We start from the raw sequence: 11,652 nt of genomic DNA on the forward strand, positions 1-11,652 counted from the left end.
TCCCCCGTGCACTCCGCGCCGCCCCCAGCATCCTCACATGGCCAGCTCCGGGTGGAGGGTGGCCGGGGTCAGCCGGCGCGCCCGCCGCGCGGCGAGGCCGGTGAGCACGAGCGCGCCCGCCCCGAACGCGACCAGCACGAGGGCGCCGGTCACCACCGGCCCGACCGCCCCGCCGTTGATGGTGTGGCGCAGCGCCGTGACCAGGTAGCTCATCGGCAGCCACGGGTGGATCACCTGGAAGAAGCCGGGCGATGTCTCCACCGGGTAGGTGCCGCCGGACGAGGTGAGCTGCAGCATGAGCAGCGCCAGGGCGGCCAACCGCCCGGCCGGGCCGAGCTGCGCGCCGAGCCACTGCACGGTCGCGGTGAAGACGAGCGAGGCCAGCGCCAGCACCCCGAGGGTCGCGGCGGGCCGCGCCGGGTCCAGCCCGAGCGCCAGCGTCACCACCGCGAAGAGCACCCCGGCCTGGGCCAGGCCGATCGCCGCGGCGGGCAGCCAGCCCGCGAGCGCGACCCGCCAGGCCGCCGCACCGGACATCACGTGCCGCCGGTTGAGCGGGCGCAGCAGCAGGTACGTGATCATCGCGCCGACCCAGAGAGCCAGGCCGAGGAAGTACGGGGCGAAGCCCACGCCGTACGAGCCGGCGGCGTTGTGCGCGGTGCGGTCCAGCGCCACCGGATCCCCGAGGATGTCGGCGCGGGCGTCGGCGTCGTCGTACCCGGGGATCTTCCCGGCCCCGGCGGTGAGCCCGTCGGCGAGGTCGCCGGCGCCCGTGCCGAGCCGCGTCAGCCCGTCGGCGAGGTCCCCGGCGCCGCCCTCCAGCCGGACGAGTCCGTCGGCGAGCCGTTCACTGCCGGCGCCCAGCCGCTGGAGGCCGCCGTCCAGTTCCCGGGCGCCGCTGGCGAGGCGGAACAGCCCGCCGTGCAGCTCGTCCGCGCCGGTGGCGGCCGTGTCCAGGCCGTCCCGCAGCCGGGCACTGCCCTCGGCGAGGGTGGTCAGGCCGGTGGCCAGTTCGTCCACCTTCGCGCGGGCGGCGGCGACGTCGTCGGCGAGGTGCGGGGCGGCCGCCGCGATCTCGCGCGCGGTCGCCGCCACCGCCGTCATCCGCTCCCGCAGGGCGGCGAGGTCGGTCCGTTCCAGCCCGGCCACCACCGCCTCGGCCGCGGCGACCGCCTGGTCGGCGGCCCGGCGGGCGGCCACCACGGCCGGGTCGTCGGCCAGCTCGGGGTGGGCCGCGACCAGCGCGTCGAGCCGGTCGCGGACCGCCCGGGCGGCGGTCACCGCCTCCTCGGCCCGGGTGGGCAGCACGTCCAGCCCGGCAGCGAGGGCCTCGGCGCCCTCGGCCACGGCGGTCGCGGACGTCTCGATCAGCTCGGCGTTCTCCCGCAGCACCGGCTCGACCCGGCCGGCCGCGTGGTCGACCCGGTCGGCGACGGCGCGGGTGGCGGAGGCCGCCCGTGCCGTCCCGTCGGCGAGCTGCACCGCGCCGGTCCGCAACTGCCCGAGCCCGTCGGCCAGGTCACCGGCGCCGTCGGCACTCCGGTCCAGGCCGCCGGAGAGCTGGCCCGCGCCGGCCGTGGACGCGTCCAGGCCGTCGGCGAGCCGGCCGGCACCGCCCACGCTCCGGTCCAGTCCGCCGGCCAGCGTCCCGGCGCCGTCCGTGGCGCCGCCGAGGCCGTCGGCGACCTTCCCCGCGCCGTCGGCAGCGCGGGCCGTCTCCGACTTGAGGTCCGTGAAGCCGACCAGCATCTTCGCGAAGTAGCCCGCGGCGGTGCTCTCCCCGGCGGCCGCCCGGATCTCGGCGAAGGCCGACCGGGCGAGCAGCCCGGAGAGGTAGTTGGTGGAGTCGTCGCTGACCAGCTTCAGCCGCCCCTGCCGGGCCGGCCGCGCGGGGTCCGGGCCCGCGGCGAGGGTGGCGGAGAAGTCAGCCGGGATGGTGAACGCGAGGTGGTACCGGCCGCCGCGCAGTCCGGCGGCGGCGTCCTCGGCGTCGGTGACGTGCCAGCCGAACACCCGCCGGTCGAGCAGTTCGTCGGTGAGGTCCTGCCCGGCGTGCACGGCGCTTCCGTCGCTCGCGGTGGCCGGGCGGTCGGCGTTGACCAGTGCCACCGGGATGCGGTCGAGCTTGGTGTACGGGTCCCAGAAGGCGTACAGGTAGAGGGCACCGTAGAGCAGCGGGATGACGGTGAGCACGGCCAGCGCGGCCCGGGGCAGCCGGCCCCGCGTCATCCGGCGCAGCTCGAAACGGGCCAGTCGGAACACGCTCACGGGGTCACCTCGACGGTCTCGACGTCGGTCACGGAGGGGTCGCCGTCGCGGGGCGCGGGTTCGGCGGACGGCGCGGCTGTGGTCGGTGGCTGGGCGTCGGCGGGCGGCTCGGGCCCGGCGGACTCGGCGGTGGGCGCGGGTCTGGCGGACGGCGCGGCTGTGGTCGGTGGCTCGGGCCGGAGCGGAGCGCGGGTGTCGCGGGTGAGGGCGGTGGTGAGCGAGGGCACCGGCGGTGGGTCACCGAGGCGGTGCACGATCGCCGGGCTGTCCGGTTCGACGGCGCGGGCGGTGGCGATGACGGCGTAGCCCCGGTCGGCCAGGTGGCTGAGCGCCGTCCAGAGCCAGGCGCGCTCGGCGGCGTCCGACCCGGCGTCCACGTCGTCGGCGACGATCAGCGCCGGGCCGCTCAACGTGGCCAGGACGAGCCCCAGCACCTGACGCTGCAGCGGCGTCAGGTCCCGGCCCCGGGTGGCCGGGTCGAACGGCACGTCGTCGGTCAGCCCCGCGCCGGCGATCGCGGTGGCGAAGGCGTCCCGCCGGTACGCGCGCCGGGCCCGCAGGGCCGCCACCGGCACCAGTTGGCGACGCCGGTGCGGGACCGGCCCGAGGAGCAGCAGCCGCTCCCGGACGTGCTCGGCGACGGTCAGCGCGGGATCGGGCTCGTGCACGTCGGGAACGTGGCCGAGTGCGGAGGTGCCGTGTCGCAGCAACCGCCCGTGCGTGGTGGGGAAGCGCCCGGCGAGGGCGAGCAGCAGCGATGTCCGTCCGCTGCCCGGGGGCCCGACGACGGCGTGCAGGTCGCCGCGGGCGGCGGTCAGGTCGACGTCCCGGAACACCCAACCGCGCCGGGTACGCAGGCCGAGTTGGTGCGCCTCGATGACCGCATCCCCCACCAAGCACTCCTTGAACTGACCGGTCAGTACAAAAACATGCCCAGCATAGTCCCGGCCGTCCGATCCGGAACTCATCGGCCGACGTGATCCGGGCCATGCGGCCCGGCGCCCCGGGTGGCGGGCGTCAGAACAGCACGGTGGCCAGGGTGCCCACCGGGCGGAAGCCGCAGCGCTCGTACACCCGCCGGGCGGGCACGTTGAAATCGTTGACGTACAGGCTGACGGTCGGCGCGACGCGACGCAGCGCGTCCCGGACGACGGCCGCCATGGCGGCCGTGGCGATCCCCCGGCCCCGCCACTCCGGGGCGACCCAGACCCCCTGGACCTGCGCGGTCCGCCGGGTGACCACCGCCAGCTCGGCCTTGAACACGACGGCGCCGTCGACGAACCGCGCGTACGCCCGGCCGGCCCGGACCAGGTCCTCCACCCGGCGACGGTAACTACGTCCGCCGTCCTCGGCCAACGGCGAGACACCCACCTCCTCGGTGTACATCGCCACCGCCGCCGGGAAGAGCCGGTCCACCTCACCTCGGCGTACCCGGCGCACGTGCGGGTCGACCGGCACGCCGGGCACCTCGTCGGTGGCGAGCAGCGGCTGGTTGGGGCGGACGTCCCGGGCCGGACCCCAGGTCGAGGAGAGACGGTCCCACAGCCCGAGCACCGCGTCGGCCCGCCCGACGATCGAGGAGCAGAGCCGCTCCTCACCGGCGAGCAGGTCGGCGAACGCGGCGACGGCCGGCTCCGAGGCGAGCACCGGCGTGAGGTTGCCGCCCAGCCAGCAGAGCGACTCCAGCTGGCGGCGGTTGCCGTACCCGAGGACCCGCCCCTCCGCGCGCCACCAGGCAAGGCCCCGCGCGGCGACCCGCTCGGCGACCTGCGCACCCGCGTACGGGTCGAGGTCGAGCAGGCGCTCGACCGCGCGGCGCTCCGATTCCCCGAGTTGCCGTACCGGCGCCGTCAGCACGGCTACCAGCCTGCCAGATCGGCGGGGACCGCGTAGGGCGACCGGCTCAGCGGGCCGAACCGGGGACCGGCACCGACGACCAGCGGGAGCGGGCCGACCAGGTGCTCGACGAGACCCGCCGCAAGCTCCACGCCATCCTCGCCGAAACCGAGTGACCGGCGTACGGCGAAGGGGGCGTCCCGCGTGGGACGCCCCCTCCGTAGAACGGGTACGGCTGGCTCAGTGCACCGTCACGGTGGCGCCGCCGGTCAGGCCGCGCAGCTCCTCGGGCAGTTCGGCACCCATCTCCTCGGCCAGCCGGAGCGCCTCCTCGATGAGCGTCTCCACGATCTGCCCCTCGGGGACGGTCTTGATGACCTGGCCCTTGACGAAGATCTGGCCCTTGCCGTTGCCGGAGGCGACCCCCAGGTCGGCCTCGCGGGCCTCGCCGGGGCCGTTCACCACGCAGCCCATGACGGCCACCCGCAGCGGCACCGGCAGCCCCTCCAGGCCGGCGGTGACCTCCTCGGCGAGCTTGTAGACGTCGACCTGGGCGCGCCCGCAGGACGGGCAGGACACGATCTCCAGGCCACGCTCGCGCAGGCCGAGCGACTCGAGGATCGCCGCACCCACCTTGATCTCCTCGACCGGCGGGGCGGACAGCGACACCCGGATGGTGTCGCCGATGCCCTCCGCGAGCAGCGCCCCGAAGGCCACCGCGGACTTGATGGTGCCCTGGAAGGCCGGCCCGGCCTCGGTGACACCGAGGTGCAGCGGGTAGTCGCACTTCTCGGCCAACTGCCGGTACGCCCGGATCATCACCACCGGATCGTTGTGCTTCACGGAGATCTTGATGTCCCGGAAGCCGTGCTCCTCGAACAACGAGCACTCCCACAACGCCGACTCGACCAGCGCCTCCGCGGTGGCCTTGCCGTACTTCGCCAGCAGCCGCTTGTCCAGCGAACCGGCGTTGACGCCGATCCGGATCGGGACGCCGGCGTCACCCGCGGCCTTGGCGATCTCCTTGACCTTGTCGTCGAACTGCCGGATGTTGCCCGGGTTCACCCGGACGGCCGCGCAGCCCGCGTCGATCGCGGCGAAGACGTACCTCGGCTGGAAGTGGATGTCGGCGATGACGGGGATCTGCGACTTGCGCGCGATCGCCGGCAACGCCTCCACGTCGTCCTGGCTCGGCACCGCCACCCGGACGATCTGGCAGCCGGACGCGGTCAGCTCGGCGATCTGCTGCAGCGTCGCGTTGACGTCGGCGGTGAGGGTGGTGGTCATCGACTGCACGGACACCGGCGCACCGCCGCCGACCGGCACCGAGCCGACCATGATCTGGCGGCTCGCCCGACGCGGCGCGAGCGGCGGGGGCGGTACGGCGGGGATACCGAGGCTGACAGCGGTCACTTCAGGCACTCACCTTGAGAAGAGCGTGATCGGGTTGACGACGTCCGCGGTGATGGTCAGCAGCGTGAACGCGCCACCGATCAGGATCACCGCGTACGTGAAGGGCATGAGCTTGAGGTAGTCGACCCGGCCCGGGTCGGGGCGGCGCAGCCGCGCGTACACCCAGGAGCGGGCCCGCTCGAACCAGGCGATGGCGATGTGACCGCCGTCCAGCGGGAGCAGCGGCAGCAGGTTGAACACGCCGATGAAGAAGTTCAGCGAGACGAAGAGCATGAAGAACAGCAGCCACGCGTTGTTCTCCACCGCCTCGCCGCCCAGCCGGCTGGCGCCGACCACGCTGATCGGGGTGTCCACGTCCCGCTCCCCGCCGGTGATCGCGGTCCACAGCGCCGGAACCTTCTGCGGGATCCGCTTCATCGCCTCGAAGGTGTTCACCGCCATGGTCCCGGTGAAGTCGGCGGTCGCGCCGAACGCGGCCACCGGGCCGTACTCGATGCGGGTGGGCGTGCTGGGGACGAGGCCGACGCCGAGCGCGGCGACCGGCCCGACGGCGCCCTTCGGGTCGTCCAGCGGCGGGCGCTGGGTCTGCGCGAGCGTCGCCGTCGCGGTGCCGGGCTGGCCGTCGCGGACGTACGCGATCTGCGCCGTCCCGCCCGGCTTGAGCCCACGCAGGGTGGTGAGCAGGTCACCGTAGCTGGCGACCGGCGTGCCGTTGACCGCGGTGATCCGGTCGCCGTCGCGCAGCTGGGCCCGCGCGGCGGGGCTGGCCGGGTCGGCGGCGGTGCAGGCACGGTTGGCGTTCTCCGGCACGACGCAGTCGGTGAGCTGGATGACGGCCGGCTCCTGCCGAACCTGCGCCTCGGTGGTCGGGAACTTCGGGTTGGGCAGACCGGCCGTGACCGCGATGATCCAGAGGGCGACCAGGGCGAGGGCGAAGTGGGTGACCGACCCCGCGGACATCACGATCGTCCGCTTCCACACCGGGAACCGCCACATGGCCCGCGGCTCGTCGACCGGGTCCACGTCGTCGTCCTGCGGCGTCATCCCGACGATCTTGCAGAAGCCGCCGAGCGGGATGCCCTTGATCCCGTACTCCGTCTCGCCGCGCCGGAACGACCAGAGGGTCGGGCCGAAGCCGACGAAGTACTTGGTCACCTTCATCCCGAAGGCCTTGGCGGTGAGCAGGTGCCCCGCCTCGTGCAGGCTCACCGAGATCAGGATGGCGAGGGCGAAGAGCGTCACCCCGAGCAGGTAGGCCATCAAGCTCCTTCCACCGATCCCGCGATCATCGCCTGCGCGTGCCGACGGGCCCACGACTCCGCCGCGAGCACGTCCTCGACGGTACCTGGTTCGGCGAAGTCCGGAGCGTCCGCCAGCACCCGCTCCAGGGTGTCGACGATGCCGAGGAACGGCAGCCGCCCGGCGACGAACGCGGCGACGCACTCCTCGTTGGCCGCGTTGTAGATCGCCGGCCGGCAGCGGCCCGCCGCACCGGCCGCCTTGGCGAGCGCGACCGCCGGGAACGCCTCGTCGTCCAGCGGCTGGAACTCCCAGGTGTGGCTCTTTGTCCAGTCGACCGGAGCGGCGGCGTCCGGCACCCGGTCGGGCCAGCCGAGGCCGAGGGCGATCGGCAGCCGCATGTCGGGCGGGCTGGCCTGGGCGAGCGTCGAGCCGTCGGTGAACTCCACCATCGAGTGGATCACCGACTGCGGGTGGACCATGACGGTGATGTCGGCGTACGGCACGTCGAACAGTTCGTGCGCCTCGATCACCTCCAGCGCCTTGTTGACCATCGTCGCGGAGTTGATCGTGACGACCGGCCCCATGTTCCAGGTCGGGTGGGCGAGCGCCTGCTCGGGGGTGACCTGCGTCAACTCGTCACGTCGCCGGCCCCGGAACGGGCCGCCGCTGGCGGTGACGACCAGCCGCCGCACCTCGCCCCGGGTGCCGCCGCGCAGGCACTGGGCCAGCGCCGAGTGCTCCGAGTCCACCGGGACGACCTGCCCCGGCCGCGTCACCGCGGCCTTCACCAGGGGGCCGCCGGCGACGAGGGACTCCTTGTTGGCCAGGGCGAGCGTACGGCCCGCGCGCAGCGCGGCGAGGGTCGGCGCGAGCCCGAGCGAACCGACGACCCCGTTGAGGACGACGTCGCAGGGCCACTGCGCCAGCTCGGTCATCGCGTCCGGCCCGGCGACGATCTTCGGCAGCTTGAAGTCCCCGCTGGCCCAGCCGCGCCGGCTCGCCTCGGCGTAGAAGGCGAGCTGGAGGTCCTGCGCGGCGGACGCCTTCGCCACGCCGACCGCCTCGACACCGAGCTCGAGGGCCTGGGCGGCGAGCAGCTCGACGTTGCCACCGCCGGCGCCGAGGGCGACCACCCGGAACCGGTCCGGGTTGCGCCGCACGATGTCGATGGCCTGCGTCCCGATCGAGCCGGTGGAACCGAGCAGGACGAGGTCCCGGGGAGAAGTCACGACGCCATTCTTCCCCAGGGACCCTGGACGCCCGCTGGGAGCCTCAGCCCTCGCCGCCGGCCGGCTCCTCCGGCGGCGCCTCCTCGCCCAACAGGTCCGCAGGGTCGATGGTGAACTCGAAGGGTTCCCGCATGACGAATGTCGTGCCCGCGGCCGCCGCCGACACCGGCCGGTACTCGCCCTCGAACAGTTCGTACAGCGCGATCGTCGGGACCCGGTTCCGCAGATCGACACGGAGGAAGTAGGGAACCCCCACCCTGGCGTACTCGCGCGGCCGGTCGATGATGTCTTTCCGCCGATTCCGCGGAGACACGATCTCCCCGAGTAGCACGGCATGCGAGATGTCCATCGTCGTCCGGCCGCCACCGGGGACCTTCAGCACGACGATGTCGGGGATGAAGAGGTCGTCACCAGAGATGACATTCGTCTCGATGTAGAGCCAGAGCTTGGCACGGCGGGCCGCCTGCTTCAGCAGGTAGGCCAGGTCCAACTCGGCATCCTGATGGTCGTATCCGGCGTGTGGGGTCACGATCACGCTTCCGCTCAGGACCTCGACCTTGGGGCCGTTGGTCTCCGGCAAGAGGTCGAGGGCGAGCTGGGCCGTCCACGGCTCGTCGTGCCACCGCAGCACGTCGAACGACGGCTCGGTGGGCTCCGGCGCCGGCTCGGGCGCGAACGCGGCCTGGGCCATCGCAGGCTCACCCCCTCAGCGGACCATCCTGCTCGGCTCAGCCTAACCGCGCCGCCCCGGAAACCGGCACGTCGCACGCGGCGTCCGTCGATGCGGTACCGGCCGGGCACCGGACCGCCCGGTGGGCTGACGTGGCGGCCGGATCAGGCGGGCGGGGCGTCCAGGACGAAGGTCTCCACCTCGGTGCCGCCGTACCAGTCGGTGCGCCGGCCGACGTGGGTCATGCCGAGGCGCCGGCACACCGCCACCGACCGGTCGTTGCCCGGCGTCACCACCGCGTAGATCTCCCGGGTGCCGGTGGCGAACTCACGGGCGACCATCGCCCGGGCCGCTTCGGTGGCGTAGCCGTGACCCCACGAGTCCGGGTGCAGGTGCCAGCCGACCTCGATGTCGTCGGTGGGCGTGGTGCCGTCGGCGCCCGGCAGGGGCTTGACCAGTACGCTGCCGGCCACCTGGCCGCTGTCGCGTACCTCGATCGCCCAGATTCCGTACCGGCCCCCGAACGACGCGGACCGCTCCCGCCAGGCCCGTACCCGCTCGGCGGCCTGGTTCGGGTCGGTGAGGGTCCCCGCCCCGCCGCCGAGCCAGCGCATCACCTCGTCCCGGGAGTAGATGTCGAAGACCCTGGCCAGGTCGGCCGGCGAATCGGTCCACTCCCGGATCACGAGGCGGTCCGTGGTGACAACGGTCATGGCGGCCGAGTCTAGGACTGACGGGGTGGCCAGCGGGGAACAGGAACCCGATGGACGGCGGATGGCAGCGGACGAAGCGGATCGTCGCTGCCGCCTTCCGGCCGGTACGCGGGCGGGACCTGTCGCTGCACGCCGCCGCGATCACCTTCTACGGGGCGATCGCCGTGGTGCCCGTGGCCCTGCTGGCCATCTGGCTGACGGCGCTGGTGGCGGGGGCCGACCGGGTGCGCCGGCTCACGTCGTACGCCGTGGAGACCCTGCCGGACGAGATCGGCGCGCCCCGGGCGGTGGCCGCGCTGGTCGAGGCCGGGGTGAACCTCACGCCGTGGCTGGCGCTGGCCTCGCTGCTGCCGGCGTCGCTGTACGGCGAGGGCCTGCGCCGGGCGTTCGTCTCGGTCGCCCAGCTGCGCAACGGTGAGTCGCTGGTCGGCTGGCGGGGGCGGCTGCTGCTGCTCCCGCTGCTGGCGCCCGCCCCGGCTCTGCTGTTGTCGATCCTGCTCGCGCTGCCGACCACCACCGGGCTGGTCCGCGAGGGCGGCTGGGTGGGCGCGCTGGGGGTGGTGCTGTCGTTCCTGGCGACCTGGCTGGTGCTGACCCCGGTGCTGATGTGGGTGTTCCGGGTGGTCGGTCAGGCGTCGCCGGACTGGCTCTCCACCCTCGCCGTCGGGTCGTTCACGGCGGCGAACCTGTCCGGCTTCCTGCACGGCTTCGTGCTGTTCGCGTCGCTGCCGATCGACCTGGGTGCGCCGTTCGGCGGCTTCGACCCGGTCGGCGCCGGCGTGGCCGTCCTGCTGTGGCTCTACCTGTTCCACGTGATCGTGCTGGCCGGCTACTCGGCCACCCTGGCCCTCTCCCGCTGGCGCATCCGCCGCAGCGACCGCGGCGACCGCGTTGATCATGAAGTTAGCGGGCCGGAAAGCGCTCCCCCAACCCGCTAACCTCATGATCAACCAGGACTCGGGCGCGCGGGCGGGAGTCAGTGGCGGAAGGGGCCGCGGACCTCGTAGGTCACCCCGCCGCTGCCCGTCCGGTCGCCGCTGGTGCCGCGCTGGGAGGAGAAGTAGAGGCGGGTGCCGTCCGGGGCGAACGCCGGGCCGGTGATCTCGGAACCGCTCTGGTTCAGGATGCGCAGGAAGGGGGCGACCACGCCGGTCAGGGTGATCACGCAGATCTCCATGTTGCCGCCGTCCTCGGCCACGTACAGGTCCCCGCCCGGGGTGCCGGTGATGTTGTCCACCCCGGTCAGCGGCGCCGCGCCGGCGGGGACCAGCGAGTCGTCGTACGCGAGGTCGAGGCGCTGGTTGACCGCGTCGTACGCCCAGACCCGGTTGTCGCCCTTGGTGGTGAACCAGCAGGTGCCCCGGTTGTACCAGCAGCCCTCGCCGCCGTCGAAGTGCTTGGCCGCGCCGACCTGCCAGCGGGTGAAGATCGGGAAGCCGTCCCGGTCCGGAATGTCCCGCCAGGTCACCGGCCCGGCGGTCTGGTCCGCCGGCGCGCACAGCACCTGGAGCCGGCCGGTGCGCAGGTCGCCCCACGTGTCCGGGACGAACCGGTAGAAGCAGCCGTCACCCTCGTCCTCGGTCAGGTAGACCACCCGCCGGTCCGGGTCGCACGCGGCGGCCTCGTGGGTGAACCGCCCCATCCGGGTACGCTCCTCGGCCGACCGGCTGCCGTCCGGCCACGTCTCGAAGACCCGCCCGAGCGGCACCTCCTCGCAGGAGAGCCAGGTGCCCCACGGGGTGGCGCCGCCGGCGCAGTTGACGTTCGTCCCGCCGAGGATGCGGTACGCCGCGGCGATCGAGCCGTCCGCCCGGAACCGCACCGCCGACGCGCCCCCGACCAGCGGGATCTCCGAGTTGGACACGTAGATCCAGCCGTCGCCGGCCGGGAAGCAGGCCCCACCGTCGGGCGCGAAGTGCCACAGGTACGCGGTGCCGGGGACGAACTGGCCGGAGCGGGCGATCACCCGGCTGGTGAAGCCGGCGGGGAGCTGGATGCCGTTGGCGTCGGGGGCGAGCAGGTCCCCGTACGGGCCGGGGCCGGGCTGGGCGGGGGCGGCCAGGGCAGCACCGGCCCAGAGACTGCCGGCGAAGGCGGCGCCGCCGGCGACGGTGGCGCGCAGGACGGTACGACGGTCCATCGGAGAACCTCCCGGGCTTCACAATCGATGCCCCGTCGACGTTAGAGCCGGCGGGGCATCGACGGAAGACTATCCGGTGAACGCGAAATGACGCCTGCTCGGCGCCCGACCCGCGCCCCCCGCCCCTCCCTCCTTTCGTTG

Annotated in this window: 10 protein-coding genes and 1 pseudogene; 2 read left to right on the top strand and 9 right to left on the bottom strand. The window is 73.9% G+C overall.

What is annotated here, in order from left to right; all coding sequences use genetic code 11:
• Positions 1 to 33: 33 nt before the first annotated feature.
• From ACN26Y_RS00720 to ACN26Y_RS00730, 3 genes are all read right to left on the bottom strand, one after another.
• On the bottom strand, positions 34 to 2,268 hold the full coding sequence (locus ACN26Y_RS00720) for a YhgE/Pip domain-containing protein (protein WP_155333574.1): 2,235 nt from the start codon (positions 2,266 to 2,268) through the stop codon (positions 34 to 36).
• The gene (locus tag ACN26Y_RS00725) at positions 2,265 to 3,161 is read right to left on the bottom strand and encodes an ABC transporter ATP-binding protein (protein WP_230688842.1); all 897 of its coding nucleotides are present in this window, start codon (positions 3,159 to 3,161) and stop codon (positions 2,265 to 2,267) included. Before ACN26Y_RS00725 ends, ACN26Y_RS00720 begins: the two co-directional genes overlap by 4 nt.
• A 124-nt stretch (positions 3,162 to 3,285) precedes the next feature.
• A complete protein-coding gene (locus tag ACN26Y_RS00730; protein ID WP_155333575.1) occupies positions 3,286 to 4,125 on the bottom strand; it encodes a DUF4081 domain-containing GNAT family N-acetyltransferase in 840 nt (279 codons plus the stop codon).
• Between the two features lie 65 nt (positions 4,126 to 4,190).
• On the opposite strand from ACN26Y_RS00730, the pseudogene ACN26Y_RS00735 reads away from it, so the two are divergent.
• Positions 4,191 to 4,280, top strand: a pseudogene (locus ACN26Y_RS00735) (PadR family transcriptional regulator); the annotation flags it as partial.
• 64 nt (positions 4,281 to 4,344) lie between these two features.
• On the opposite strand, the gene ispG reads toward ACN26Y_RS00735, so the two are convergent.
• The 5 genes from ispG to ACN26Y_RS00760 form a co-directional block, all read right to left on the bottom strand.
• On the bottom strand, positions 4,345 to 5,517 hold the full coding sequence (gene ispG, locus ACN26Y_RS00740) for a flavodoxin-dependent (E)-4-hydroxy-3-methylbut-2-enyl-diphosphate synthase (protein WP_155333576.1): 1,173 nt from the start codon (positions 5,515 to 5,517) through the stop codon (positions 4,345 to 4,347).
• Positions 5,518 to 5,526: 9 nt separating this feature from the next.
• Positions 5,527 to 6,777, bottom strand: coding sequence for a M50 family metallopeptidase (locus ACN26Y_RS00745; RefSeq protein WP_155333577.1), 1,251 nt, complete (start codon positions 6,775 to 6,777; stop codon positions 5,527 to 5,529).
• Positions 6,777 to 7,988, bottom strand: a complete 1,212-nt coding sequence (gene dxr / locus ACN26Y_RS00750; RefSeq protein ID WP_155333578.1) for a 1-deoxy-D-xylulose-5-phosphate reductoisomerase — start codon at positions 7,986 to 7,988, stop codon at positions 6,777 to 6,779. The genes ACN26Y_RS00745 and dxr overlap by 1 nt, the downstream gene beginning before the upstream one ends.
• A gap of 43 nt (positions 7,989 to 8,031) precedes the next feature.
• Positions 8,032 to 8,679, bottom strand: coding sequence for a Uma2 family endonuclease (locus ACN26Y_RS00755; protein ID WP_155333579.1), 648 nt, complete (start codon positions 8,677 to 8,679; stop codon positions 8,032 to 8,034).
• 143 nt (positions 8,680 to 8,822) lie between these two features.
• A complete protein-coding gene (locus ACN26Y_RS00760) occupies positions 8,823 to 9,371 on the bottom strand; it encodes a GNAT family N-acetyltransferase (protein ID WP_155333580.1) in 549 nt (182 codons plus the stop codon).
• 50 nt (positions 9,372 to 9,421) lie between these two features.
• Here ACN26Y_RS00760 and ACN26Y_RS00765 point away from each other — a divergent pair, with 50 nt between their 5' ends.
• On the top strand, positions 9,422 to 10,309 hold the full coding sequence (locus ACN26Y_RS00765; protein ID WP_422734085.1) for a YihY/virulence factor BrkB family protein: 888 nt from the start codon (positions 9,422 to 9,424) through the stop codon (positions 10,307 to 10,309).
• 38 nt (positions 10,310 to 10,347) lie between these two features.
• On the opposite strand, the gene ACN26Y_RS00770 is transcribed toward ACN26Y_RS00765, so the two are convergent.
• The gene (locus ACN26Y_RS00770) at positions 10,348 to 11,511 is read right to left on the bottom strand and encodes an alkaline phosphatase PhoX (protein WP_422734086.1); all 1,164 of its coding nucleotides are present in this window, start codon (positions 11,509 to 11,511) and stop codon (positions 10,348 to 10,350) included.
• Between the last annotated feature and the right edge of the window lie 141 nt (positions 11,512 to 11,652).

Origin of the sequence: Micromonospora sp. WMMD558 (assembly GCF_049315255.1) — a bacterium.
Classification (GTDB): domain Bacteria; phylum Actinomycetota; class Actinomycetes; order Mycobacteriales; family Micromonosporaceae; genus Micromonospora.

Excerpts from the sequence above, each read along its gene's own strand:
- ACN26Y_RS00760 (WP_155333580.1), bottom strand. The coding sequence starts at position 9,371 with ATGACCGTTGTCACCACGGACCGCCTCGTGATCCGGGAGTGGACCGAT.
- ACN26Y_RS00745 (WP_155333577.1), bottom strand. The coding sequence starts at position 6,777 with ATGGCCTACCTGCTCGGGGTGACGCTCTTCGCCCTCGCCATCCTGATC.
- ACN26Y_RS00765 (WP_422734085.1), top strand. The coding sequence starts at position 9,422 with ATGGACGGCGGATGGCAGCGGACGAAGCGGATCGTCGCTGCCGCCTTC.
- ACN26Y_RS00770 (WP_422734086.1), bottom strand. The coding sequence starts at position 11,511 with ATGGACCGTCGTACCGTCCTGCGCGCCACCGTCGCCGGCGGCGCCGCC.
- ACN26Y_RS00755 (WP_155333579.1), bottom strand. The coding sequence starts at position 8,679 with ATGGCCCAGGCCGCGTTCGCGCCCGAGCCGGCGCCGGAGCCCACCGAG.